Raw genomic sequence first — 24,167 nt, 5'->3', positions numbered from 1 at the left:
GACGGATTCTCGCCAGGAGTACGCGCCAAGACTGCGCGCAGCCGCCCCGGCTTGGCGGCAACCCGTCGAACGACTAGATTCCTGCCATGCACACCGTCGCCGTACTGGTCCTGGACCAGGTCATCCCGTCCGACTTCACCGTGCCGATCGACACCTTCGGCTGGGCGCGGCTGCCCGACGGCCGGGACGCCTACCGGGTGCGGGTGTGCGGGCCGGCGGACGAGGTGACGGTGGCGGGCGGCGCGTTCACGGTCAAGGCGCCGTACGGGCTGGACGCGCTGGCCGACGCGGACACGATCATCGTGCCGGGCGTCGCCGATCCCGCCTGCGCCCTGCCGGCCGAGGTCGCCGAGGCCCTGCGCGCGGCGGCGGCGAACGGCACGCGGATCGCGTCGGTCTGCGTCGGGGCGTTCGTCCTCGCGGCCACCGGCCTGCTGGACGGCCTGCGCGCCACCACGCACTGGGTCGCGGCCGACACCCTGGCCGCGCTGCACCCGGACATCGACGTCGACCCGAACGTCCTGTACGTCGACAACGGCCAGTTCGTGACCTCGGCGGGCGCGGCGGCGGCCATGGACATGTGCCTGCACCTGATCCGCAGGGACTACGGCTCGGCGGTCGCCGCCCACGCGGCCCGGATGTCGGTCATGCCGCTGGAACGGGAGGGCGGCCAGGCCCAGTTCATCGTCCACGACCAGCCACCGGCCCCGGCCGGTGCCACCCTGGAGCCCCTGCTGAGCTGGCTGGAGGACAACTGCGACCGGGACCTGACGCTGGAGGAGGTGGCGGCGCGGGCCGGCATGAGCACCCGTACCCTCAACCGCCGCTTCCGTGACCAGACCGGCACGACCCCGCTGCAGTGGCTGCACCGGGCGCGGGTGCGCAGGGCGCAGCACCTGCTGGAGACCACCGGCCACCCCGTCGAGCGCATCGCGGCCCAGGCCGGCTTCGGTTCGCCGACGGCGTTCAGGGAGCGGTTCCGCAGGGTCGTCGGGACGAGCCCGCAGGCGTACCGGCGGGCGTTTCGCGGTACGACCTGAGGGCTCAGGCCCGGCGGTCGGCGACGGCCCAGGACGCCAGCGCCACCGCGCCCGCCACCCCGAACACGGACGGCCAGGCGCCGACCTTCTTGGCCAGCGGATGCGATCCGGCGAACGCGGCGACGTACGCGGCGGACAGCGCCCCGGCGGCCTTCCCGCCCGCCCGCTGCCGCCACTGCTGCGCGGCGGCGGCCCCGGCGACGGCCAGCACGGCCCCGCCCAGCGGCCGCTTCTTCGTCCACCGGGCCACGCCGTACCCTCCGACGAGCCCGCTCGCGGCGATCACCGAACTGGGAACCCTGGCCATGCCTGTCTCCTTCTGTCTGGATCTCCCGAGGCTAACCCCCCGTCATCCGAAGGACCCCCGGTGCCCCTCTTCTGCACCACCCGGGACGGCACCCGTATCCCCTACCACGACGAGCACGGCGGCGACGCGGGCCGGCGAGCAGCACTGGCGCGAGTCCGGCGGAGGCCGCCGCCTCAGCGATCAGCCCACCGGGAGGGATACCGGCCCAGGCCGGCGAGTCACCGAGCGCGCTGACTGGGCCCGGCATCCGGCGCGGCTCGTCCCGCAGACGCTTCGCCGAGGTGGGCTACCTGACGGTCACTGGCCCCTGGTCTTGTCGGAGTCCGGGATGCCCTCCCGGGTGGCCTTCGCGTAGGCCTGCTCCACGGTGAGGCCCCGGTAGGCCGCCGCCGAGGCGGGGAGGCCGCCCAGCGGCCACGGGGAGGCCTTGGCGCACTGAACAGTGTCGCCGGCGATCGCCGTGTGGGCCTGGGCGGTCGCCGCGCCGATGTCCACCGGGGGCTTGGAGCCGGACGAGGAGCCGCCGCCGACCTTGAGGTCCGGGCCGACGACCACGTGGACGGTGGTGAGGCCGGGGACCGTGGTGAGGGAGGAGGGAGACAGACCCAGGGCGCCGGCCACCTGCTGCGCCTCACTCTTGTAGCGCGGGTCAGCGGCCGAGTACTCCACCTTGCTTGCGCTCACCGTCGTGGGGGTCTGCTCGAAGACGGAGTTGGAGTAGCCCTTGCCGGCCAGCTCGCTTTGCACGGCGGCCGCACGGCCCGGGATCCCGGTGCCGTTGAACACGTGGACCTCGACCGTGGACGGATCCACCGACCGGTCGGCGGAGGCGGTCGCGCCCGCGGACGGCTTGGGCGAGGACGAGGTGGTCGGCGTCAGCGACTGGTCGTCGGCTATCGAGTCGAAGAGCTGCTGCGCGCCCGGCCCCGGCACCAGCCACGCGTTCGGGTTGTAGGGGTCCTGACCCGTCGGCATGGTGGCGAAGGTCATGTGCTCGGTCGGGATGCTCCCGAGCGTGTTGGCGAGGCCGACCAGGCTGCTCACACCGGCCAGCCCGTCGTCCACCGCGAACGCATGCGAGGCGGCCTCCGCGAGCTTGAAGACGTGCGAGGGGTCGGCCAGTGTGCCGGCGCTCTTCATCTTGTGGATCAGCGCGCTCAGGAAGATGTGCTGGGTCTGGGCGCGGTCCACGTCGCTCGCGCCTCCGAACGCGTGCCGGGTGCGCAGGAACTTCAGCGCGCCCTGGCCGACCAGGGTGTGTGTGCCGGCGGACAGCTTGAGGTGCGAGCCGGGGTCGTAGACGTTGTGCGTGGTGCAGACCCGCACGCCTCCGACAGCGTCGGACATGTCCACCACGCCGGAGAAGTCCACCACCATGAAGTGATCGATGTGCACCCCGGTGAGGGCGTTGACGGCTGCCACCGTGCAGCCCGGCCCGTAGTTCAGGCTGTTGGTGATCTGGTCGTGCGAGGGGAAGTCGTGGGGCTTGCCGTTCTGCGTGCACGACGGCATCCGGAGGTCCGTGTCGCGAGGGATGCTCATCACCGTCGCGTTCCGGTGGTCCGACGAGACGTGCACCAGCATCTGGACATCCGCGTGCGGCAGGGACTGGTCCGAGCCGCCCAGGCGTCTGTCCAGCGCGCTGTTACGGGTGTCGGAGCCGATCACCAGGAGGTTCAGCGCACCCGGGATCACGGCGCCCTTCTGCGGCTGTGTGCCGGTGTTCAGGGCACTGTGCTTGATGTTGCTGTCGAGCTGGTAGACCCAGGCACACCCCGCGGCCGCGACGAGCACGACGAAGGCGCCGACGCCCATGGCTATTCGCTTCGCCTTCTTCCTGCCCTTCGGCTTGCGTCTCCTGCCGGGAGCCGGCTTGCCGCGCGGTGCCCGGACCACCGGGGGCAGGGCGTCTTCGGGGGTCCGGGACCCGCCGTAGGAGCTGTACGACACGATCGCGGCCTTCCTGACTACGCGTGCCACGTCGGGCTGAGGGCGATGGCACGCAGCTGCTTCATGGTGAGCGCGGGGGCCTCGCGGGTCGCGGCGGTCTGCTGGGAGCCGGAGTTGAAGGCGCTGACCACCACGCGGAAGCCGTCGGTGCGCAGGGTGTCGACGGTCCACATGACGACCCCGTCGCCCCCTTTCTCCCCGGGCCCCTGCCGCTCGGCGACCTTCGTCCCGTCGGACAGGGTTTCGGACCCGCTGCCGAACAAGTCATCGGCCACATCGGACATGTCCGGCTGCACATTGATCTGGACGAGACTCCTGCCCTTGCCGTCGTCGACGACGACGTAGGTGAACTGACCGTCGTCGTCGCCCGCGTGCGCCACCACCTTCAGCCCTTTGGGAACCAGCGAGGTGAGCGTCTGCCGGATCCCCTTGCCGTCCTCCTGCGCGACGGGCGGTTCCTGGGTCTGCCGAGGATCCTCCGGGATGGCGTCGACGACCCCGCGCCAGTCCTTCGCGGCCGCGAGCACCTTCAACCGCGCTGCGGACAAGGGAGGTTCCTCCCGGCTGATCGGCGCGTCCTTCTCGGCGGCGGCGTTCCACTCGCTGACGGAGACGTGATGGCCGTCCGGGGTGACCAGGTTCGCGGTCCAGAGCTTGGTGTCCACGCGCCGGTCGGGGTACTCGTACCCCTTGATCACCGTGACCACGGAGGCGTCGGACAGATGGCTGGTGGCGCAACTGTCGTACGGGATGTAGACCTTGTCGGGGCATTGGACGGCCTGCCGGGCGTCGGACCCGCCGGGCAGCACCCGGTTCACGGCGACGCTGATGGCGGCGGCGCCGTGCCCGTCGTCGTACACGACCTGTGCGTACGGCGCCACGAGCGGGTCGTTCTCGTCGACCCCGCGCCCCTCGGCCTTGCTGAACTTCCCCTTGGGCAGGAGCCTTTCCAGCGTGCGGATCATCTCGTCCGAGGTGACGGCGCGGGTGGCGGAGGCGGTGGGGGACGGGGTGACGCGCGGGGTGGTGCTCACGGCCGCGAGCGGCCGCCCGGACGACGACCCACCCCAGGGCACCAGCAGCGCACCGCCCACACCGGCCAGCGCGACACCGGCGGCGCCGCCCAGCACGGTGGTCCGCCGCCGTAGCCGTAGCCGCCGCCCCCGCACCGTTCCGGCGGCGGCGAGCGCGCCCCGGTCGGTGTCGAAGGCGTCGCCGGCGTCGTGCAGGGCGGCGGAGAGCCGGAGTTCGAAAGGATCGCTACCGCTGTTGCCGTCGCTGTGCTGATGCTCCACGGGCATGACGAACCACCGTTTCCACAAGATCGAGGTCAGGAGCGGGCGTATTCGGCGAGATCCTCGCCCAGCAGCTCCCGCAGCCGTGCGAGGGCGCGTACGCACCGTGTACGGACGGCGGCCGAACTCATGTTGAGCACGTCCGCGGTCTCGTGTATCGACCGGTCCTCCCAGTACCGCAGGACGACGACGGCCCGGTCCTTGGCGGGCAGCCGCGCGAGCGCGTCGAGGAGGGTCAGCCGCAGCGAGGGATCGGAGCCGGTGTCGGCGAGCTCGGGGAACGAGTCCCTGGTCCGCTCACTGCTGCTGAACCGCCGCCGGTGCGCGAGGAAGGTCCGGGTGAGCACGGTCTGCGCGTACCCGGCGGGATTCCCGACCCGGGAGACCCGGCCCCACCGGAGGTAGATCCGCCCGAGGGCCTCCTGCACCAGATCCTCCGCGAGGTGCGTGTCCCCGGCGGTGAGCAGACAGGCGGACCGGTACATGTGCCCGGCCCGCCCCGCGGCGAACTCGGCGAAGTCCTCCCCCGACCCCTGCCTCATCCGCGACCTCCCCCGTCCCCGGCGCTCTGCCGTTCCACCTCATTGATGCGGTGGGCCGGGGAAAATGTTTCAAAGAATTCTCAGAGGCGGCTCATTGCTCCCCGTTCCCCCCTTCTCGTCCCCCGGTCACCGGGCCAGCGCCTCCCGCACCGCGTCGACGAGCGTGGCCGCGCGCGGGTCCTCCGCCCCTTCCACGATGCTGTTCATGACGTAACCGAAGGCGATGCCGTGCTCGGGGTCGGCGAAGGCCAGCGACCCGCCGCGGCCGGGGTGGCCGAAGGCGCGCGGACCGGTCAGCGGGTTGGTCTCGACGGGCAGCATGTACCCGGACCCGTACCGGATCGGCAGCATGATGACCTTGTCCACTCCGGCGGCCTGCTCCGCGGTCGCGGACGCGAGCGTCTCCGGCGTGAACAGCCGCACCCCGTCCACCTCCCCGATCAACGCGGCGTACATCCGCGCCAGCCCCCGCGCCGTACCGATCCCGTTGGACGCGGGCAGCTCCGCGGCCTGCACCTCGGCCGAGTTGAAGTCGATCTCGGCGGGTTCGGTGACGGCGAACGCCCTGTTGGTCAACGAGTCCGGATCCTGCAACGCGGCGACGAACTCCCGCGCCTCCGGCGGCACGAGATCCAGCGGTACGGTGCTCAGGTCGACCTCCGGCTTCGGATACACCATCCGGCTCACCCGACCGCGCTCGGCCGCCGGCAGCCCGATGAAGAAGTCGAGCCCGAGCGGCCCGGCGACCTCCTCGGCGAAGAACCGCCCCGGCGTACGCCCGGACACCCGCCGGATCACCTCCCCGACCAGCCACCCGAAGGTCCGCCCGTGATACCCGTGCGCGGTCCCCGGCTCCCACTCAGGCCGCTGAACGGCGAGCGCCTCCACCATCGCCTCCCACCCCAACGCCGCCGCCAACGGCACAGGCGGTTCCACGGTGACCACCCCGGCCCGATGCGACAAAAGCCACCGCACCGGGATCTCCGCCTTCCCGTTCACGGCGAACTCCGGCCAGTAGGCGGCCACCGGCGCATCGAGATCCAACTCCCCACGCTGGGCCAGCAGATGCGCGACGGTGGCGGTGGCCCCCTTGGTCGCGGAGTACACGAGCTGCAGGGTGTCCCGCTCCCATCCCCGCCCGGTGTCGGGATCGGCGACCCCACCCCACAGGTCCACCACGGGCCGCCCGTCCCGGTACACGCACACGGCGGCCCCGACCTCCCCCCGCTGCTCGAAGTTGGCGGCGAACGCCTCCCGTACACCCTCGAACCCGACCGCGACTTCCCCGCTGATTGTCGTCATGCGCACATCCTGGCACCGCGGCCGCGCAAGTCCATGCCTTATACAGCCAGGGGGTGTCCAGCAGGCCGGAGCCCCTTGGACACCCCCTGCCCTGCGGGGTGCTGTCAGCGGACCGTCATGAGTCCGTGGCCGTGACGTCCGAGGCGTACACGAGGCCGACCCGGTGGTTGTACTGGATGGTGTACATCGCCTTGGCGCCGGTGACGACCGTGCCGCTGGACGGGAAGAAGTCGTCCGTGAGGGACGGCGCCACGGTGGCCACGTAGGCCTGACCGGCCGGGACGGAGTACATGCTCAGCGGGGCCTGCGTGGAGGGCGACAGGCCCGCGGGGTACTCGGAGGCGTCCGGGTAGCTGGAGCCGTACACCGCCACCGCCGAGTCGTCGGCCGCCGAGATCACCTTCACCCCGTGGGCGGGCGCGGTGTTGCAGCCGTGCGGGTTGTGGAACCACACCTTCGCACCGCTGTACCAGACGGCGGTCCAGTCACCGTCCCGGTCGGCGACCACGAACTGCTGTCCCGCCGCCGCCGTGCTGCCCCAGTCGTTGATCCGGTCGGTACCGGCCGCACCCGGGTGCAGCGCCTGGTCCCCGAAGAGGGGAGCGGTGTCACTGGGTCCGGTGCGCAGGTACACGAAGTCCGACGGCTGCTGCGTCTCGGTGCACGCGGTGGTGGCGCCGGTCGGGTCGTCGGAGGGACAGATCTGTACGGTCTGCAGATTCTCCTCGAACCGGGGGGCGATGGTCACCACCGAGCCGACGGGCCCGACGCCGTGCCGCCCGGTGTGCACCCCGAGCAGGCTCATGAGGTGGTTCCAGTCCCAGGACGGGCCCGGGTCCCAGTGCATGCCGGAGACGAGGGAGGACTTCGGCCCGGCGACGTTGTCGTGGCCGATGATGTGCTGCCGGTCCAGAGGTATGTCGAACCGCGCGGCCAGGTACGTCACCAGGTCGGCCGTGGCCTCGTACTGCGCCTCGGTGTACCAGGTGGCACCGTGCGCGGCGTAGCCCTCGTGCTCGATGCCGATCGAGTGCATGTTGGTGGAGTAGTTGCCCGCGTGGAAGGCGAGGTCCTTCGTGGGCACCATCTGCGTCACCGCACCGTCGGAGGACCGCATGACGTAGTGCGCGGCGGAGCCGCCCGCCTGCTGGAAGAGGCTGATGGCGGTGTCGTACGAGGTCTCGGTGTCGTGGATGACGATGCTGTCGATCCGGATGCCGTTGGCGGGGCGGTTGGAGACCTGGCCGTTGGACGGCGACGCCGGCACGAAGGTGCAGGCGACGGTGGTCGGGCACTCGGTGTCGGTGGTCGCGGCCGACTTCAGGTCCAGAGCGTTCAACTGGCCGCTGTCCGGGGAGACATCGCTGTCAGCCGCCAGACGCACGTGCTCACCGTCGGCCGTCGTGCGCCCGACGCCCTTCTTGATGGTCGCGAACACACGACCGGCGAAGGCGGCCGCACCCTGCCGCTCGGTGGCCTGGCTGTAACGCGCCACGGCCCCGTACCAGTCACCGGGATCCACAGACACGGAACCAGCAACGGCCTCCTGATAAGAGGCGAGCAGCGCCGCACCCCCGCGGATGTTGGCCGCCGGCTCACTGCGCAACTCCGCCACCGACAGCCCGGTCAGCTTCGCGGCGGCCTGGACGGTGTGCAGCGCCGGACTGGCGGCCATCTGCTTCAGGTTGCTGCGCCCCGCGGCCCCCGCGTCCCCACCGGCCATCATCGCCGGAGTCACGTCCGTGAGATGCATCGGCCCGAACCCGCCGTCGGTGCTGTGCTGCCCGGCGTGCGTGTCCCACGCCGACTCCTGGTACGCCACCGCCAGCAGCACCTGACGCGGCACGTGATACGCGTCGGCGGCGGCCGCGAAGTCCTGCTGCAGCGTGTCCGCGGTGTCCGCGGTCCCACCGTCGGCCAGCGCCGGCACCGGCACGGCCGCCCCGCCCGCGACGGCGAGCGCGGCGACGGCGGTCAGCAGGGCCGGACGGTGGCGCTTGGACGCGTGTCCGCGTCTGGGATTGCTTGTGCTCATGAAAGGGTCCCCGGACCTCGGAGGATCAAATGGCGGAATGGAGGATGCGTGCGACGGGACATCGGTTCATCGGCTCATCGACCGGGCCGGTATGCGCACGACTCCGCGACCTACGCGGGGCCTAGCCCGTCGGCGCCTGGCAGTGGATGATCCCCCTCGGCACGAACACGCGTCAACCTCGCTTGCAGGAGGGGAACTTGAGCGCGACCGGGATTCGTACGCGCTCCCGGGCACCCGAGCGGCGTCCCTGGGTAGGCGCGTGCCGCTTGTCTGCTCCCGCTTCCTGCGCGTCAATGTGGCGGACACCTGACACAACGTCAGGCAGGAGGATCTCCGCAAGGGGAGTGAGCCATGAGACGAACGAAGCGGAAGTTACGCGCCGCGGTGATCGCCGCCGCCTCCGCCGCGTTGCTGGCCGGCACGGTGGCGCTGGCCCCGGGGGCGGGTGCCGTGACACCGCCGTGGGCCACGGCCCTGTACGACTGCGGAACCCTGGGCTGGGCCACCGCCGATTTCACGGCCACCCACAACGGCACCGACGCGACGATCACCGTCGAGATGCCCGGGATCACCGCCCCCGTCACGATCCCGGCGTACACCATGACCACCACCCTGGTGCTCTACGACACCACCACCGGTGAGCCGACCATCTTCACCGGAACTCTCTCCAACCCGCCCCTTTTCGCAGGCGACCCACTCGACTCCGGCCCGCTCGAGGGCACGGTCGAACCCGGGCAGAGCCTGGACACCATCGGCGGTGTGTACGGCCTGAGTTTCGTGCTGCTCGGCAACACGTTCTCCTGCCGGGCGGCCACGCCGTTGTCCCCGGGCCCCTTTGTGTTCTGGGCACCTCGGCTCGTTGCCGTCGTCCTGGCCGCAAGCGCCCCATCGCGCCGCTGCGCAAGGCCAACCCGGAGGACTCATAACGAAGGAGCTTGACCGAAGTTGCTGGGCGGCGTCCATTAGCCCGCGCGGCGGGTGGGCGTATTGAGGACTCGAATTGTTCTGGGACCTCAGCCGCTGAGGCGGCGGGTATAGAAAGAATACCTGGCCAACGAGGGGCACCATCGCTGATAGGCGGCGACATCCAACCGGACCTCGATGTTGGCGTTGATCTTATCGAGCACGTCGGCTGCCCTAGGGCCAATTGCGGCCTGCGTCGGGCTGTTCCGGAGCACGTCCGTAATTTTCTCTGACGAGGCGGCGGCAAGAATGTGTTTGAAAAGCGGGCTGGCTTGCTCTGGGTGTCCAACAAGCAATGTGAGAAGAACCTGTACCGCCTGATGCTCACCTGGTTCACTGGGTGATGGGCTGAGGAAACCCTGTAGATCCTCAGGCTTGATGCCCACACGGACAAGCCGATAGAGGTTCACGAGTTTCTTGGCCGCCCGAGGGGTCGGAACCAATTCCCCCAATTGGGCCATAAACGAGATTTCTGGCGCGGTCAATGTCATCTGACTTGGGTTCAGTTCATCAGTTTCCACACTCGGAACCAGTGGCTCGCCTAAGGTGGTTGAGGCTTCAGCGGAGGGGCCCTCGCTGAGTGCCTCGTCTCCTGACCTCGGTATCGGATTGGCCTGCTCCGTGTTTGCTAGTTCATCGCTCTCGCTGGGAGCTCCGAGCAGCGCTTCAAGGAAGAGTGACGTCTTCTCCGGGGTGGTGGGAGGTACCGTGAGCGGGATCTGAAATATCTTGTCGAGGTAGTCAACCGGTGTCGCTATATCCTCAGGTTCTTCTTCCGTCATATCGCTGGCCTCTGCAAAAAGTTCCTTGTGGTGATGCTTCAAGCACCTGACGAGCCAGCGTGGATCGACCGCCACCACGACGACAAACAGGGGAAGCGCGAGCATAAGGTGCACGGCAGCCAATACCTCGACTACGCGAGCGGGTGGGCAGCGGTCCAAGTCATCGATATACAAGATGATGCGCTGTAGGGGCGGTAGTTGATTAGAATCGGTCTCTGCCCATTCATCCTGCGCTGCGCGCAGTGCTTCGTCGAGGTGCGTGAGGTCCTTATGCACCCAGGAAAGCAGACCCTGATATCCTTGATAGGAGTTCGTCGAACCACGCTCTGTCAGAAAGTCAGCGAGTCGCACCGCAGCATCTACCTCGGCCAGGCTCGCCTGTGCGGTGGTAACTTGGGAGTGCAGGTCGGATTGGATCTCTTCCAATCGGCCACGGAGCTTGTCAATTATCTTCCTCTGGCCCGGAAGCCAAGCCCGAATAGTTCGCCAGATCTTGGCTATCGGAGGGATAGCCAGCAGCGCTCCTAGGCTTCCCGCGATCCACGGTTGGACGACGGGCCGTCCCCAGATGATAGCCGCGGCTGCGCCAACAAGCACCGTGATGGCGGTTAGCCCATAGGCAGTTGTTTCAGCGCGTAGCTCACGGCTCGCTGCGCGGAAGAGGAGCCATCCCTCTCTGGGCGAGCTTAACCAAGCAAGAAAGCTGCTTTGGGGTTGCAGTCTCGCCGCTCGCTCCAAGTCCAAGTCAAGTTGTTCAGATCTATGTTCGAGCTTGCCTAGCTCTGCAGCGCGTTCTGCGCGTTTGGCGAGGACACTCTCTGACGGGTCATCTCGTTCTTCTGGTACCTGAGCGAGGTCGCGGAACAGCTTTTCAATCAGACCCGACCAAACATGCTCGTCGCTATAATGCCAAGCGTTGAAGTGAATCTGCCGGACGTGTGCCACAAAGGCACTCTCGTTGGGCTTTGCCTGAGCGGACAAACTTGCTAGCTGCTGGATCCGCTGGTCCATCTGAGCCATGAAACTCGACTTCCCAGCACCCCACTCCCCGAGCAGGGCAATTGCCAATGGCGGCATGGTTGTCGTCGCCAAAACGAGCTTCGAAAGCTTGTCAACTTCTGCCTTGTTGCCGAGAAGATCATCGGCAGTTGAACTGTCGCTGTGCAACGAGGTGAGAGTCTGAATAGAAGGCGGGATGACGTCCCGTCCATCTCGATCAACTATCCCGGCAGGACGGAGTCTAAAGACGATTACCTTGCGCAAGTCGCCATTGCTGTCGGGCATCTGCCGCAGCACGTACGGCTGGTCCACATCAACCTTAAATTCGCCCACGTACCGATGGAGCTTGGTTTGTGAGCCGGGGACTCTTCCCGTAGCTGTGAACACCCGGAGCGATCGCCCTGCTTCAACGTGGTTGAGGATGGCTCTGTTGCCGGAGCCGCCAACACCCTCAAAGGTCTGGTCGCCGGTAGCGCCGGCGCCGGTGTACTCGAAGATCAGCCCGTGTTCGTCTTCTTCAACAAGCCACCCGTCACGGTACCCGTAGCGGTGCCCCACAGTGGGATCGGAGTAGAGGAGAACGCTGTTCGATGTGTTGGAGGGCACGATGCCACCCTGGGACGAGCCGCCGTAGAGATTCCTGATCTCGGCGCGGGTTGCGGTCATTCCAGGCTGGAGCTGCGAATCGGCCATGGACTAAGGGTAGTTGGGCATCCGAACATGAGTTCCGTAGCCCTCACGTTCGAGCTGAAGGGTGTTGTAGAGGCCCGTGAGCTGGGCATCGCCACGGTTGGATGGCTGTGGATGGAGGCGGCCGTGGCGGTTGCCGTTGGCCGAGCGTGTGCTGCTGGTGGCGGTCTACTACCGTACGGTCCTCACACTCTGGTTTGTGGACTGCGCCCTCGTTCCGGTCCGCGACCGCACGGTGGGCACGTCCTCACGCAACTACCGGTTCTCAGTGAATGTGCAGGGCGTCGTCGGCCCGGACACGCACCTGGTGGTGGCTGCCGCTAGTCCGGTACAGGGCACGGCCGCGGACGCGAAGGCCTGGCGTGGCTTGGGTCTGGCCGAGCAGTACCAGGCCATCACCGTGCGTGGTGACGGCGCCGACATCAATGCCGAGCTCGTCGTCCTGCGCCGCAAACGCCCCGGACGCCTGGTGCTTATGGGTGAGGAGAGGCCAACGCCGCCCACCGCAAGGTCCGCGCCCGCGTCGAGCACATCATCGGTCGAGTGAAGAACTACAAGATCCTCTGTGACTGCCGACAGTACGGCGGGGGGGGCATCGGACAGCACGTGCAGTTTGCTGCCCTTCTTGCCGCGATCGACCGGGTTCGGCCCCGTCAGCGAGCCCCCCTTTTGGCGCGCACTGCGGCCGCGTCGACGATCGCCGAGGTCCAGTCCACCTCACCCTGGGCCCCGAGTTCGTCCAACACCGCCCGATGAAGCCGACGCCACAGGCCGACCCCGGAACATACCGTGAAGCGGCGATGCGCGGTGGCGGAGGACGTGCCGAACGTCGGCGGCAGATGCCGCCAAGCGCAGCCGCTGGTCAGCACGTACACCACTGCGGTGAACACGGCCCGCTCGTCACGCGGAGCGGTCCCGCCACCTTGCGGTCGAGCCGCGAACGACGGCAGTAGCGGGAGGACCAGCTCCCAGAGCTCATCAGGAACCAGACGCTTCGACAGATCAGCACTCACGGCCGGCATCATGCCGCTCGAACATCAAGTCACATGGGACGGCCTTCTATGCCCTGACTGATGCGGCCGATCTGGCGGCCTGCTCGATCTTCGCGCAGTAGGCGGCGCGAGCTTCTTCATCGATGTGCATCTCGTGTTCGGGGCGCATCCCGGTTCGGCCGTCGACGCCTTCGCGCAGGATGTCGGCGTGCCCAGCATGCCGGTTGGTCTCGCCGAGGACGTGGACCAGGATGGCGAACAGATTCGTGTTCTGATAGGGCTCCGGCCACCACGGCACGAGGCCGGGGGCATCAAGGGCAAGCTCGTCGATCGTCGCGTCTGAGTGCTCCCACGTGCGCCGGTAAGACTCGATGATCTGATCCCGCGCCTCGTCCTCAGTCGCCCAGAGATCGCTGCCGTCGTGGTCCTGCCACCGGGGCAGCGGTTCCGGGGAAGGTCGGTCGAAGACTTCACCGAAGTACCTGGCCTCGACGCTGGCCACGTGTTTGACCAGGCCGAGGAGGTTGGTCCCGGTCGCCGTCAAAGGTCGGCGGGCGTCGTATTCGGACAGGCCGTCGAGTTTCCAGAGCAGCGCCTTGCGGTCCCGCCGCAGTCTCTCGTGCAGGTTGTCCTTCGCGAATTCATCGATCATGCGGCATGAGCCTGCCATGGGCTACTCGTGGCCTCAAGATCCCGTACGTGGACCGCAGCGACCGGCAAAGCCGAAGCCTGGCCAAGGCCACCGCCCTGAACTGCTACAAGCAGCTCGCGGAACTTGCCACATGAGACAACCTCTTAGGCCGTCTGCTCGCGGCCTTATGTAACACCCTTTAGCGGGTTCCTGACTGTATGAGGGCTAGGGACCGTATAAAGCGCTGCCATGCAGCATTGCTCAACGTGACTTGCGGCCCCAAGACATCCTTGGAGTCTCGTAGCGTGATTGCCCCAGCGAGTGCTGCTACTTCCAAGCACTCACCTCCCATTCCATTGCTATAGCTGCTCTTGCACCACTGGATACTCGACGGCGGCATCATCGGGAATGCTCCTCCAAGAGTCTCGTGATCAGCAAGGTTGAGCGCTGGGGACTCAGTGCCAAGGCTCTGAGGTGGTCGAACGCCTTCGCGTAGAGGGCCACATCCTTGGGCTCTTCGAGGTAGACCGAATCGGTGAGCCCCTCTCGGTAGACCAGGTCTGGGTCCTCCTGCTCCGGGAAGCCAAGGATCGTGTACGACCCCGTGGTGGGGTAGGCGCCCGCGTCGAACGGCAAGATCTGAATGGTCACGTTCTTCAACTTGCCGATTTCCAGCATACGTTCGAGTTGGCGGGTCATGACCTGGCGGCTGCCGACCACGTGCTGCAGCGCACTCTGGTGCACAACAGCCCACAGATCTGGTGCGTTCTCCCTGATCAGCAGCTCTTGGCGACGCATCCGGACGTCGACCATGCGCTGAACTTCTTCCGGGGTGTGGTCAACCCAGGCGCGACACTGCTCCGCTGCGTACTCATCAGTTTGCAGTAGGCCGGGGATGAACTCTGCTTGATAGCTGCGCAGGTTTGAGACTGCCTCCTCGAGGCCGACATACACAGAGAACCAGGCGGGGATCGCATCGCCGTGGGCGTGCCACCACCCCTTCGTCTTGGACTCCTTGGCCAGCGACTTCAGGAGATCGCGCAGCTCTTCAGGGATCGCGTAGAAGCGGCAGAGCGCATCGACGTCCGAGGCTTGGACGCGCCCCTGTCCCGTTTCCATGCGGCTGACCTTGGAGCTGCTCCAGTCCAGCTCCTTGCCTACCTGGCTACAGGTGAGGCCGCTCTCGTCGCGTAGTCGCTTGAGCTCGATCGCAAGTCGGCGGCGGCGAGCCGTGGGGGATCCGGCCATGTCAACTCCTCGTGGATTAGCGGAAGGTCCATCCCATCGGAAGGGGTGTGAAAGGCCAATCACCCTAAGGAGGGAATCCCTTCGTGCATGTTGCAGGAAGGGATAGTCACTGCAAACCTGTCACTGGGAGTCACTGGACGGTGTCAGTGCGCTACGGCGCGTGCGAAAGGTAAGTAAAGATGATCTACGTAAGTGGTCGTGTCGGACGGGAGCCCTGGCTGCACGAGTTCACTGCCCGGCCCAAAGAAGTCGCCCAGCTGAGGCGGATGTTGAGGCTCCGGCTCATCCTGTGGGGATTCCCCGATCACGTGGACGCTGCGCAGATTTGTGTGTCAGAGCTGGTGAGCAACGTCATCCAGCATGTCGGCGAGGGAACGCCCGCGACACTGCGCATGGCGATCACTGATCCGTATCTTCGTGTGGAAGTTGAGGATCCTGATCCACGGGCGTTGCCCACCTTGCTCGCTGCCAGCAATGTCCTGGAATCGGGGCGGGGGATGGCACTTGTCGATGCCGTGACGGACCACCGGTGGGGGGTGGTCCTTCGTGGCAACTCCAAGGCGGTGTGGTGTGAGTTTGCCGTGGATGGCTCCGCCTGCAGTCGGACAAGCGGTCCCCGTGTCACACGAGGCGAAGCGATCCTCGAGTTGTACGGATCGGGGTCACTCCCGCGCGGTAGGGCCGTAGCCGAAAGCGCCAGCTTGCTAAGCATGGCAGCGGCAGAAGAGGCCGCCATTGAGGTCATGGCCGACGTACTGCACTGGTTGTGTGCGCACGGTCATGACCCTGATGACGTACTTGACCGAGCCCAGACTCAATTTGAGGCTGAGATCGGCGGAAGCGTGTGAAGCCCGTCGAGTCTGCTAACCCGCAGCAATGGTCGAGTACGACCACACGTCTGCGGGCAGTTCATGGTGCAGTCGCCAGGTGATGGCCATGGGCTTGCTGCCCTCGTGGCGGTCATACGTCGCAGGGCCGAGCAGCATCCACGGTTGCGCCTTGCCGATGTCAGTGTCCTTGTAGCGCCGCATGAACAACAGCACATGGCTGCCGCGCTGAACGTGCTGCTGGTAACGCAGTCCCGTGGGGGAGGTGTCCGCGGTCGTGCTCTGGGACTCCCAGTGGAAGAGGGCAGGGCTCAGCGCATAGTCCTTGTACCGAACGGTGGGGGAGAAGTCCTTCTCGTTCTTCTCGAGAGTGATCAGGAGGGCATCCGTCTGGTTCGGCTCGTCCCACAGAACGCCCTGTGCGAAGGAACCAGGCATCTGCCCGCCGAGGCGAGCGACGCCAAGTGCGGCCAGGATCTCCGAACGGTTGTACGCGCTGTGGATCTTCAGGGGGATGTGCGCGTGCGGGCCTTCCAGAGGAATGGGGAAGTGGTCGGCCTGGCCCATCACGTGGTCGAGTACCTGCCGCAGTTCGCTACGGAGGGCTCGCTGCTCGCGCAGTGATTCAAGGCCCTGCGCGTATGACCTGAAACCACCGGCCTTGTCCCAGAGGTTGAAGAAGAGCATGCGCGCGTACGCCTTGTCCCTCGGGTTGAGAGCCTCGTACGTCGGGGCCTCATCGCTCAGCAGACGTGAATACGCCTCGGCACGCTCGAGGTCGTCAACGTGCAGAAACGCGTGCACACGCTTCAACAGGTCTTCCTCGCCAGCTTGTTCAGGCAGATCTGCCAGGCCGGCGCGACGTAGGACGGACGTCCACGAGTTGCTCGACTTGTACAACTCCTTGATCTCGCGCCGACTCTCCCTCAGATAGTCGGCGAGCAGCGGCGTATGGAACGCCCTGACCTCCTTGGCAAGAGTCTGGACGGTTGCCTTGATCTGCGTGCGGATGTTGTCCAGTACGAGATCCTTGGCCTTGCCTTCAAGGATGATTTGGCAGCCGGACGGTAGGAGAGGGAAGTCGTGCTCAGCGTGCTCAAGGAGTCGGTTGCGCGACAGGTTCGTCATCGCGCGGAACTGCTCCTCAAACCGGAACTCGGCACGATGCTGGCCGATGAAGTCGAGCACGGTAAGCACAGGCTTGTTCGGCGTGCGGCGCAGGCCGCGACCGAGTTGCTGAAGGAAGATCGTGGCGCTGTTCGTCGGACGCAGAAGTAGTAGCGTGTCGACGTCAGGTATGTCCAAACCCTCGTTAAAAAGGTCGACGGAGAAGATAGCCTGGATCTCTCCGGCCTTGAGCTGTGACAGGATCTGGTCACGGATTTCGGGCTTCGACTCGCTATCCAAGGCCGCAGCCTTGAGCCCTGCGTCCTGGAAGCACTTCGCCATGAAGTGAGCGTGCTTCCTAGTCACGCAAAAGCCCAGAGCTCGCATGCTCGTTGGGTCGGACACCTTGTCCCGCACCTGTTTGATGACGATACGGGCCCGGAAATTGTCGGCGGAGAACAAGTCGCCAAGTTGGCTCTGGTCGTATGTTCCTGATCGCCAGTTGAGGCGGGTGAGGTCTGTGTCGTCGGGTACGCCGAAGTAGTGGAACGGACAGAGGAGGTCGTTGTCGAGCGCTTCCCAGAGCCGCATCTCGGCGGCGATCCTGCCTTCGAAGAACTCATCCTGAACGTTCAGCCCGTCGGCGCGCTCAGGAGTGGCTGTTAGACCGAGGAGTTGTTTCGGCTTGAAGTGGTTGAGAACGCGACGGTATGTCGTAGCCGTGGCGTGATGGAACTCGTCTACGACGATGATGTCGAAATGTTCAGGGTCGAATTGCTCGAGCCTCTGGTCGGTAAGCGACTGGACGCTAGCAAAGACGTGCCGCCAGTCGCGTGGCAACTCGCCGCTGAAGAGCGGCTCGCCGAAGGATGCGTCATCGAGCACCTCACGGTACTTGCGCAGGGACTGCTTCAGGATCTCTTTGCGGTGTGCGACGAAGAGTAGCCGCGGATGCTGTTTGTTACCCCACTGCTTGTGAAGGTTTCGGTAGTCAAGGGCGGCCATGACGGTCTTGCCTGTCCCGGTGGCGGCGACCAGTAGGTTGTGATGGTGACCACGGACCTCTCGCTCGACGCTTAGCCGTTCCAACATGTCGGCCTGGTGTGGGTATGGCCGAACCTCAAGACCCGAGAGGCTGATCTTGGAGTCCTGGCTGGATGTCGAACTACCCGCTACGCCCAGTGCTTCGTCCAATTTGCGGCCGTCGCGATCGGGGTCGTAGGACTCGAAGGCAATGTCATTCCAGTATGAGTCGAAACTAGCCTCGAACTTGGCTAGTACGGCGGGCGTTGCGACAGACGACAGGCGGACGTTCCACTCCAAGCCGTCTAGAAGCGCAGCCTTGGAGAGGTTGGAGCTGCCCACATATGCGGTGTCGAAGCCGCTATTGCGGCGGAACAGCCAGGCCTTGGCGTGCAGGCGAGTCGAGCGGGTCTCGTAGTTGACCTTCACTTCGGCGCCGAAGTCTCGGACGAGACGGTCAAGGGCGTTCCGGTCAGTGGCGCCCATGTACGTAGTGGTGATGACACGAATGGGAACGCCACGCTGGGCGGCCTCGCGGAGTGAGCTCTCCAGAACGCGAATGCCGTACCACTTCACGAACGCGCACAGCAGGTCGACGCGGTCGGCGGTGGCGAGTTCGGCGCGCAGTTCGAAGCCGAGATTGGGGTCTTCAGGGGCATTGGTGATGAGTGAGCTCTCGGAGAGCGGTGTGGCAGGACGAATGGCGTAGACACCCGGGGCTTCCTGTTCAGCTATTGCGAGCAGCTGCCGAGGGCCGTCCACCACCGCATCGATCCACTCACGCGCGCCGTCAACTGTGGCAAGAGATTCCAAGATTTTATTGGCGGCCACGATTTGCTCATCAATAGGTAGGTCGTGGAGGACACGCCGCATGATCTCCGCAACATGCCGTGCCAGCACATGCGGCGCGGACTCCTTACTGACCGCTCCTTCGATGGCCTTCCACCCGGTCGCTTCCAGGTCCTGTAGGCGTTTGCTGAGCCGCCGGGTGATCAGCGTCTCGTACAGGCCGACGACAGGCGTTGAGCTGCCAACCAACTCCGGGCGCATCAAGGATCCCCTCACCGATGTGATCGCTGAGTTGGTTCTATCAGGAGGGGCTGACAACTCACGGTGCCTTTTGCATCGGGCTACGCCTTCATGCCCCGTGGCACGCGTCGTACGGCTGTGTCTCGCCGCACCAGCACTCCGACGTCCGCTGCGGCGGCCAAGCCACCGCCCGCCCCCGCGCCGCCAGAGTCGTCGCATACTGCGGCAGCAGGGTCGAGTCCCCCGGGGACGAGCCCTCCGACGCCGCGAACGCCTCGTAAGACGGCACCGTCCCCGTCACGATGCCCAGGTTCGCCGTGCCGGAGGCGGACAGTTCGCGGAGCGACGACTCTATGGTCGACAGGTGCTCGGGGTGGGACGGGTACTCCGTGGCCAGGTCGGGGTACGCCGACAGGAGTTCCGTCAGTTCGCCCGCCGGCCAGTGCAGGACCGCTACCGGGAAGGGGCGGGAGAGGGCCTCGCGGTAGGTGCCGAGTTCCGCTCGGAGGCGGGAGATCTCCGCTTCCAGTTCCGCAGGGTTGTCGGAGCCGAGGGACCACACGCGCTTCGGGTCGTGGAGTTCGTCCAGGGAGATCGAGGACGAGTGGAGGGTGTCTGCGCGGGCGTCCCAGTCGTCGTGGGGGAGGCCCAGCATGCGGCGGACCCGGTGGCGGCCGATCAACACCGGATGCGTGGCGTAGGGGGGTTCCGCCACGTCCGTGAGGAGGAGGGTCGCCGCCTCCGTGAACGTGTCGTGCGCCGCCTCGAGCTCGTCGTGGGATTCGAGGGACTCCGCGACGATCACCCAGGGAGCCGGGTCCCGGGGGGCCGTTGCGCGGATGCCGTCGATGATCGCGCGGGCCTCTGCCTCGTGGTCGTACTCCCACAGGTTCGAGGCTTTGAGCGCTCGGACCAGCGGCGCGTTCTCCAGGCTGTCCGGCGTGGACAGCAGGCGGTCGTAGAGCGCGGTCGCGGCGGGGCGGGCGTCGGACAGTTCCAGGTGGGCCGCGGCCTGGAGCAGCAGGGCCTCGGCGTCCTCGGGGTAGAGGCCGGCGGTTCGCTCCAGGCGTGCCGCTTCAGCGGAGTGGTCGACGTTCTCGGCAGGCGTGTCGGGGCGCATGAACGACACCGTACTGCCCGTCGGTGACAAAGAAGAGATAGAGGATGGGGGCAGTCGGTTGCGAGGGGAGTCGTTCCGTGGAGTTCGCGTTCGGTGGTCGCGTCGTCGAGTGGCGGGGCCCGCGCCGTACTACTTCGTTCCCGTACCCGAGGAGGAGTCCGGGGAGATTCGGGAGGTGGCCGCCATGGCCTCGTACGGGTGGGGCGTCATTCCCGTCCGGGCGGCGGTCGGCGGTGTGGCCTTCGAGACCTCCCTGTTTCCCCGGGACGGCGGGTATCTGCTGCCGCTCAAGGACGCCGTGCGCAAGCTCCAGGGGCTGGGGGCGGGCGACGAGGTGCGTGTGGAGATGGGCGTTCGGTTGCGGTAGTGGCGCCGGGGGCGTGAGGGGTGGGCTGCGTGCCCCCGGCGCCGCGGGTTCCTAGATCGTCACGCCGTCGATCTGCAGGGTCTGTACCGCCTTGGCCGGGACCGACACCGCCACCGTCTTTCCTGAGACGTAGGTGTCCGAGTACGACTTGTACAGGTCGCCGCCCGTCGTGACCGTGTTCCAGCGCGGGACCAGGCCGCCCGAGCCGCCGGTCACCGTGGTGAAGCCGGAGAGGTTGAAGGTGAAGGTCTGGGCGGAGGTGGCGGTGTTGAGGGCGACTATCACCAGGCGCTTCGCCGACGAGTCGTAGGCGGCGACCGCGTTGCTCACACCCGTGTCCAGGATCTTCATCCCGGGGCGGATGTGACGGCTGAACTGGGCCATCACGTAGTACTTGGTGGTGACCGCGCCCGCCGCCAGCGTGTTCGCGTCGTACGCGATCATCGCCCAGTTCGATGACGGGTCCATGACCTGCCAGTAGACCCAGGCGGTGGGGTGCAGCCAGCGGAAGTCGTAGAGGAGGTTGAAGGCGAGGGTGTAGCCGGTGCCGTCGTTGTCGCCGGTCTCGGAGTTCCAGAGGGCCTTGCCGGCCGTGGTCACGACGTCCGTGTAGAGCAGGTCCCTACGGCCGCCCGAGCCCTGGTAGCCGTGGACGTTCACGCGGTCCACGTAGCCCTTCGTGGTGGAGGAGAAGGAGTTCCAGGTGGTGCGGGCCAGGTCGTAGCTGGTCTCGTCCGAGGCCGAGATCTTGGTGGTGGTCAGGCCTCGGCTGTTCAACTCGCTTCTCAGATAAGGAAGTACGGCTGCCTGGACCGTCGCGTCCATGTGGCAGCCCTCCTGCGTGCCGGTGGCCGTCCACCAGGAGGACGAGGGCTCGTTGAAGGCCTCCACCGTCGCGAAGTTCACGCCCCAGTTGTTCTTGGCGTAGAGGGCGACGGCGGCCAGGTGGGAGGCGTGCTGGCGGTAGTTCCAGGACTGGAGGTTGTTGCCGCCGTCGGACGCGCCGGACGGGTTGTGGTTCAGGCACATCCACCACATGGGGGAGTTGGCGAAGAGTTCGGCCGTCGCGCCCCGGTTGACTGCTTTGACGAGCATGGCGCGCTGGGTGGCGTCCGCCGTCCAGTCCCAGGCCGAGGAGGTGGGGTTCTCGTTGTTCCAGTCCTGCCAGTAGCCCTCGATCTGCTTGAACGCGGGGATGTTGGCAGAGACCACCATGCTCTCGCCGTTCACGGTGTTCCAGCTGCACCCGCCCAGGTTGTAGCGGGCGATGTTCAGGCCGAGGCCGGGGAGCGACGTGCTGTTGTACGTCGTCGACTTGGTGGTGAAGAAGATGTCGGCGAAGTCGTCGCGGGTGCCGAAGACGTTGCCCCACCAGGCCAGCGAGGTGCCCCAGCCCTCCCAGGTGCCGTACGACGTCGACGGGCTGACGGCGATGGTGGCGTCGGCGCGGGCCGTGCCGGTGGCCAGGGCGCTGCCCAGGAGGCCGCCGCCCGCGGCGGCCAGGAGTGTTCTGCGTCGGATCATGGCTGCTTCTCAACCTCTCCGTTGCGGCTCAAGCACCGGTTCCCGGACCGGCGTTGACTCGTCCCCCCGCATGCCATGACGAAGCATCGGGTGTGGCGTGTGAGGTTGTCGAGGGTTGCGACAGTGGTTTCTAAAACCCATGAAGGAAGTGATCGTGGGGAGGGGGAGCGGTGTGGGGTCTCGCCGCTGATGTCGTCATCTCACCGGCCGTGTCGTACCGATGTCGTATACGACACCACCGTGCGACCGGCGTGTGGGTGCTGCTGCTCAGCGCCTCGTCTCGTACCTGGTCAGGACCACGCCGCCGGGAAACGTCCGCGTCTCCACCAGGTTCAGGTTCACCCAGCTGTCCAGCGCGGTGAAGAACGGCGTGCCGCCGCCCACCAGGACCGGCGCGGTGGCCAGCACGTACTCGTCGATCAGCCCGGCCCGCATGGCCGCCCCGGCGAGCGTCGCGCCGCCGATGTCCATCGGGCCGCCGTCCTCGGCCTTGAGCCGGGTGATCTCGGCGACCGCGTCGCCGGTGACCAGGCGGGTGTTCCAGTCGACCTTGTCGATCGTGGAGGAGAACACCACCTTCGACATGTCCCGCCAGCGGCGCGCGAACTCGATCTCCGCCGGGGTGGCGCCCGGCTGCTGGTCGCCGGTCGGCCAGTAGGAGCTCATCGTCTGCCACAGCTTGCGCCCGTACAGCGACAGGTCGGTCGCCTGCAACTGGTCGGACCAGAACTGGAACAGCTCGTCGCTCGGCGGTCCGCCCCAGCCGATGTCGTCGCCGGGCGCGGCGATGTAGCCGTCCAGGGTCAGGTTCATGCCGTAGATCAGTTTGCGCATGGCGCCGGCCTTCCGTGAGTCGGTCTCACGCGTACAGACCGGCGCGGCGCGGGAATCTCATCGGAGACAAGAGAGAACCAGGGGGCCACAGAAGATCGACATGTCATCGGAGGCGAGACCCTGCAAGCGGGAACCCCTACGCCTCTGGTGACTTGGCGGCGTTCGCCTTATCGTGCGGCACCGGCTGGGTGTCGGCACCGGCTGGGCGTCGGTACCGGCTGGGCGTCGGCACCGACTGGCGTCGGTACCGGCTAGGCGTCGGTACCGGCCGCGCGTCGGTACCGACAGGGGTCGGTGGGAGGTGCGTGCGCGGTGCGAGTCGTGGGGCACGGCGAGCGGCGGTGGCGGGCCCGGCGCCGGCGGGTCCTGTGGAGCGGGGGCGAACTCCTCGTCACCGTGGGCGTGGTGCTGATGCTCCTCGTCGTGCATCAGCTGTGGTGGACCAACCGGGAGGCCAGGCAGGGGGCCGAGCGGAAGGTGGAGGCACTGGAGCGCGAGTGGGGGGACTCCGGCGGGTCCGGAGGCTTGAGCGGCGAAGCGAAGAGCGATTCCGGTACGACGGACTCCGCGCCGTCGGCCCGTTCCGGCACCGGCCGGCGGCAGACGTCGTACACCACCCGGGTCGTCGCCTCCCAGGCCTACGCGATCCTCGTCGTTCCCCGGCTCGGCCTCCGGGTCCCGGTCGCCGAGGGCGTCAGCAAGCCGAAGGTGCTCAACCACGGGTACGTCGGTCACTACCCCGGCACCCAACAGCCTGGCCAGGCGGGCAACTTCGCGCTCGCCGGGCATCGGAACACGCACGGGGAGCCGTTCCGGTATCTCCCCCGGCTCCGGCGCGAGGACACCGTCGAGGTCGAGACCAGGTCGGCGACCTACACGTACAGGGTGGACCAGATCCTGCCGCAGACCTCGTCCCGTGATTCCGGGGTCATCCGGGCCGTACCGCGGTCGATCGTGAAGCCGTCGTACGGGTACCAGGAGCCCGGCTACTACATCACCCTCACCACCTGCACGCCCGAGTTCACGTCGCGGTACCGGATGGTGGTGTGGGGGAAATTGGTGTCGATGCGACCGCGGGCGTAGACGCCGTGTCGTCCGATATCTCGGTGCCGGTGCCGTCTCGTCGGCGGTGCGCGCATGCCGGTTTTTGCCAGCCATTGGGCTCACCCATACCTCCCGCATAACCGCTCTCCATAGTCTCTTGGGTTGGCATGTGCACAGCGTGAAGTACGGGGGTGGGGTGGCATGTCGGACCTGAAGAAGGAAGCCGCGTCGATGCACAAGGCGGCTACGGGGCTGCGTGGGGTGGGGCATCACACGGCGAAGCCGTTGCAGCAGTTCGAGGCGCAGTCCCATGACCTGGGAGCGTTGGGCGCGCTGGGCTCGCTGCTTGGGGCGAAGGGCGAGATAGAGCAGGGTATGGCCACCCTGGCCAAGCTCACCAGGCAGCTGGGCGAGGAGTGGGACGCGGAGGCGAAGCTGATCGGCGAGGTGTCCGACGCCTTCGATCTGCTGGACGTGCTGATCGCGGCCGCGGCCCAGGGCGAGAAGGGCTGATCA

General features: G+C 66.9%; 20 protein-coding genes and 2 pseudogenes. 7 read left to right on the top strand and 15 right to left on the bottom strand.

Annotated features, from left to right (window positions below; genetic code table 11):
- Positions 1–86: 86 nt before the first annotated feature.
- Entirely contained in the window at positions 87–1,040 is a 954-nt protein-coding gene (locus AB0N16_RS32450; RefSeq protein ID WP_365802953.1) for a helix-turn-helix domain-containing protein, read from the top strand.
- Between the two features lie 4 nt (positions 1,041–1,044).
- On the opposite strand, the gene AB0N16_RS32445 is transcribed toward AB0N16_RS32450, so the two are convergent.
- The 6 genes from AB0N16_RS32445 to AB0N16_RS32420 all read right to left on the bottom strand — a co-directional run bounded on the left by AB0N16_RS32445 (position 1,045) and on the right by AB0N16_RS32420 (position 8,471).
- Positions 1,045–1,347 (bottom strand): hypothetical protein, encoded by a 303-nt coding sequence (locus AB0N16_RS32445; RefSeq protein ID WP_365802951.1) that lies wholly within the window; start codon positions 1,345–1,347, stop codon positions 1,045–1,047.
- Positions 1,348–1,644: 297 nt separating this feature from the next.
- Positions 1,645–3,327, bottom strand: coding sequence for an LCP family protein (locus AB0N16_RS32440; RefSeq protein WP_365802949.1), 1,683 nt, complete (start codon positions 3,325–3,327; stop codon positions 1,645–1,647).
- Positions 3,315–4,598 carry a hypothetical protein gene (locus AB0N16_RS32435; RefSeq protein ID WP_365802947.1) on the bottom strand — a complete coding sequence of 428 codons (1,284 nt, stop codon included), beginning with the start codon at positions 4,596–4,598 and terminating at the stop codon, positions 3,315–3,317. Before AB0N16_RS32435 ends, AB0N16_RS32440 begins: the two co-directional genes overlap by 13 nt.
- Positions 4,599–4,627: 29 nt before the next feature.
- A complete protein-coding gene (locus AB0N16_RS32430; RefSeq protein WP_365802945.1) occupies positions 4,628–5,134 on the bottom strand; it encodes a SigE family RNA polymerase sigma factor in 507 nt (168 codons plus the stop codon).
- Positions 5,135–5,260: 126 nt separating this feature from the next.
- Positions 5,261–6,436 carry a serine hydrolase domain-containing protein gene (locus tag AB0N16_RS32425; RefSeq protein ID WP_365802943.1) on the bottom strand — a complete coding sequence of 392 codons (1,176 nt, stop codon included), beginning with the start codon at positions 6,434–6,436 and terminating at the stop codon, positions 5,261–5,263.
- Between the two features lie 115 nt (positions 6,437–6,551).
- Positions 6,552–8,471, bottom strand: coding sequence for an N-acetylmuramoyl-L-alanine amidase (locus AB0N16_RS32420; RefSeq protein ID WP_365802941.1), 1,920 nt, complete (start codon positions 8,469–8,471; stop codon positions 6,552–6,554).
- A gap of 351 nt (positions 8,472–8,822) precedes the next feature.
- Between AB0N16_RS32420 and AB0N16_RS32415 the strand changes: the two genes are divergently transcribed.
- Positions 8,823–9,410 carry a hypothetical protein gene (locus AB0N16_RS32415; RefSeq protein ID WP_365802939.1) on the top strand — a complete coding sequence of 196 codons (588 nt, stop codon included), beginning with the start codon at positions 8,823–8,825 and terminating at the stop codon, positions 9,408–9,410.
- Positions 9,411–9,484: 74 nt separating this feature from the next.
- Here AB0N16_RS32415 and AB0N16_RS32410 read toward each other — a convergent pair whose 3' ends face one another.
- A complete protein-coding gene (locus AB0N16_RS32410) occupies positions 9,485–11,908 on the bottom strand; it encodes a P-loop NTPase fold protein (protein ID WP_365802937.1) in 2,424 nt (807 codons plus the stop codon).
- A gap of 118 nt (positions 11,909–12,026) precedes the next feature.
- Between AB0N16_RS32410 and AB0N16_RS32405 the strand changes: the two are divergent.
- Positions 12,027–12,502 (top strand): annotated as a pseudogene (locus tag AB0N16_RS32405) (transposase family protein); the annotation flags it as partial.
- A 56-nt stretch (positions 12,503–12,558) separates the two neighbouring features.
- On the opposite strand, the gene AB0N16_RS32400 reads toward AB0N16_RS32405, so the two are convergent.
- The 4 genes from AB0N16_RS32400 to AB0N16_RS32385 all read right to left on the bottom strand — a co-directional run bounded on the left by AB0N16_RS32400 (position 12,559) and on the right by AB0N16_RS32385 (position 14,776).
- The gene (locus tag AB0N16_RS32400; RefSeq protein WP_365802935.1) at positions 12,559–12,918 is read right to left on the bottom strand and encodes a transposase; all 360 of its coding nucleotides are present in this window, start codon (positions 12,916–12,918) and stop codon (positions 12,559–12,561) included.
- Between the two features lie 46 nt (positions 12,919–12,964).
- Entirely contained in the window at positions 12,965–13,549 is a 585-nt protein-coding gene (locus tag AB0N16_RS32395) for a DinB family protein (RefSeq protein ID WP_365802933.1), read from the bottom strand.
- Between the two features lie 178 nt (positions 13,550–13,727).
- The gene (locus tag AB0N16_RS32390; RefSeq protein ID WP_365803206.1) at positions 13,728–13,928 is read right to left on the bottom strand and encodes a DUF397 domain-containing protein; all 201 of its coding nucleotides are present in this window, start codon (positions 13,926–13,928) and stop codon (positions 13,728–13,730) included.
- Positions 13,928–14,776 carry a helix-turn-helix transcriptional regulator gene (locus AB0N16_RS32385; protein ID WP_365802931.1) on the bottom strand — a complete coding sequence of 283 codons (849 nt, stop codon included), beginning with the start codon at positions 14,774–14,776 and terminating at the stop codon, positions 13,928–13,930. The genes AB0N16_RS32390 and AB0N16_RS32385 overlap by 1 nt, the downstream gene beginning before the upstream one ends.
- Positions 14,777–14,955: 179 nt before the next feature.
- Between AB0N16_RS32385 and AB0N16_RS32380 the strand changes: the two genes are divergently transcribed.
- Positions 14,956–15,624 (top strand): ATP-binding protein, encoded by a 669-nt coding sequence (locus tag AB0N16_RS32380; protein WP_365802929.1) that lies wholly within the window; start codon positions 14,956–14,958, stop codon positions 15,622–15,624.
- 15 nt (positions 15,625–15,639) lie between these two features.
- Here the strand turns inward: AB0N16_RS32380 and AB0N16_RS32375 are convergent, their stop codons facing one another.
- On the bottom strand, positions 15,640–18,783 hold the full coding sequence (locus AB0N16_RS32375; RefSeq protein ID WP_365802927.1) for a DUF3427 domain-containing protein: 3,144 nt from the start codon (positions 18,781–18,783) through the stop codon (positions 15,640–15,642).
- Between the two features lie 88 nt (positions 18,784–18,871).
- Positions 18,872–19,882 carry a hypothetical protein gene (locus AB0N16_RS32370; RefSeq protein ID WP_365802925.1) on the bottom strand — a complete coding sequence of 337 codons (1,011 nt, stop codon included), beginning with the start codon at positions 19,880–19,882 and terminating at the stop codon, positions 18,872–18,874.
- Between the two features lie 77 nt (positions 19,883–19,959).
- Here AB0N16_RS32370 and AB0N16_RS32365 point away from each other — a divergent pair.
- Positions 19,960–20,249: pseudogene (locus AB0N16_RS32365) on the top strand (DUF1905 domain-containing protein).
- A gap of 51 nt (positions 20,250–20,300) precedes the next feature.
- Here the strand turns inward: AB0N16_RS32365 and AB0N16_RS32360 are convergent.
- A complete protein-coding gene (locus tag AB0N16_RS32360) occupies positions 20,301–21,773 on the bottom strand; it encodes a beta-1,6-galactanase (RefSeq protein WP_365802923.1) in 1,473 nt (490 codons plus the stop codon).
- A 267-nt stretch (positions 21,774–22,040) separates the two neighbouring features.
- Positions 22,041–22,607, bottom strand: a complete 567-nt coding sequence (locus AB0N16_RS32355) for a dihydrofolate reductase family protein (RefSeq protein ID WP_365802921.1) — start codon at positions 22,605–22,607, stop codon at positions 22,041–22,043.
- A gap of 312 nt (positions 22,608–22,919) precedes the next feature.
- Between AB0N16_RS32355 and AB0N16_RS32350 the strand changes: the two genes are divergently transcribed.
- Positions 22,920–23,690 carry a class E sortase gene (locus AB0N16_RS32350; protein WP_365802919.1) on the top strand — a complete coding sequence of 257 codons (771 nt, stop codon included), beginning with the start codon at positions 22,920–22,922 and terminating at the stop codon, positions 23,688–23,690.
- Positions 23,691–23,882: 192 nt separating this feature from the next.
- On the top strand, positions 23,883–24,164 hold the full coding sequence (locus tag AB0N16_RS32345; RefSeq protein WP_365802917.1) for a hypothetical protein: 282 nt from the start codon (positions 23,883–23,885) through the stop codon (positions 24,162–24,164).
- Positions 24,165–24,167: the final 3 nt, after the last annotated feature.

Source organism: Streptomyces sp. NPDC051105 (genome assembly GCF_040682795.1).
In the GTDB taxonomy this organism is placed as follows: Bacteria; Actinomycetota; Actinomycetes; order Streptomycetales; family Streptomycetaceae; genus Streptomyces.
The sequence above is the reverse complement of the archived record's forward strand: the minus strand, read 5'-3'. Positions and strand labels throughout refer to the sequence as shown.

What these genes read in the sequence shown, in the direction of transcription:
- AB0N16_RS32450 (WP_365802953.1), top strand. Translation starts at nt 87, where the DNA reads ATGCACACCGTCGCCGTACTGGTCCTGGACCAGGTCATCCCGTCCGAC.
- AB0N16_RS32445 (WP_365802951.1), bottom strand. Translation starts at nt 1,347, where the DNA reads ATGGCCAGGGTTCCCAGTTCGGTGATCGCCGCGAGCGGGCTCGTCGGA.
- AB0N16_RS32435 (WP_365802947.1), bottom strand. Translation starts at nt 4,598, where the DNA reads ATGCCCGTGGAGCATCAGCACAGCGACGGCAACAGCGGTAGCGATCCT.
- AB0N16_RS32430 (WP_365802945.1), bottom strand. Translation starts at nt 5,134, where the DNA reads ATGAGGCAGGGGTCGGGGGAGGACTTCGCCGAGTTCGCCGCGGGGCGG.
- AB0N16_RS32425 (WP_365802943.1), bottom strand. Translation starts at nt 6,436, where the DNA reads ATGACGACAATCAGCGGGGAAGTCGCGGTCGGGTTCGAGGGTGTACGG.
- AB0N16_RS32420 (WP_365802941.1), bottom strand. Translation starts at nt 8,471, where the DNA reads ATGAGCACAAGCAATCCCAGACGCGGACACGCGTCCAAGCGCCACCGT.
- AB0N16_RS32415 (WP_365802939.1), top strand. Translation starts at nt 8,823, where the DNA reads ATGAGACGAACGAAGCGGAAGTTACGCGCCGCGGTGATCGCCGCCGCC.
- AB0N16_RS32410 (WP_365802937.1), bottom strand. Translation starts at nt 11,908, where the DNA reads ATGGCCGATTCGCAGCTCCAGCCTGGAATGACCGCAACCCGCGCCGAG.
- AB0N16_RS32395 (WP_365802933.1), bottom strand. Translation starts at nt 13,549, where the DNA reads ATGATCGATGAATTCGCGAAGGACAACCTGCACGAGAGACTGCGGCGG.
- AB0N16_RS32390 (WP_365803206.1), bottom strand. Translation starts at nt 13,928, where the DNA reads ATGCCGCCGTCGAGTATCCAGTGGTGCAAGAGCAGCTATAGCAATGGA.
- AB0N16_RS32385 (WP_365802931.1), bottom strand. Translation starts at nt 14,776, where the DNA reads ATGGCCGGATCCCCCACGGCTCGCCGCCGCCGACTTGCGATCGAGCTC.
- AB0N16_RS32380 (WP_365802929.1), top strand. Translation starts at nt 14,956, where the DNA reads ATGATCTACGTAAGTGGTCGTGTCGGACGGGAGCCCTGGCTGCACGAG.
- AB0N16_RS32375 (WP_365802927.1), bottom strand. Translation starts at nt 18,783, where the DNA reads ATGCGCCCGGAGTTGGTTGGCAGCTCAACGCCTGTCGTCGGCCTGTAC.
- AB0N16_RS32370 (WP_365802925.1), bottom strand. Translation starts at nt 19,882, where the DNA reads ATGCGCCCCGACACGCCTGCCGAGAACGTCGACCACTCCGCTGAAGCG.
- AB0N16_RS32360 (WP_365802923.1), bottom strand. Translation starts at nt 21,773, where the DNA reads ATGATCCGACGCAGAACACTCCTGGCCGCCGCGGGCGGCGGCCTCCTG.
- AB0N16_RS32355 (WP_365802921.1), bottom strand. Translation starts at nt 22,607, where the DNA reads ATGCGCAAACTGATCTACGGCATGAACCTGACCCTGGACGGCTACATC.
- AB0N16_RS32345 (WP_365802917.1), top strand. Translation starts at nt 23,883, where the DNA reads ATGCACAAGGCGGCTACGGGGCTGCGTGGGGTGGGGCATCACACGGCG.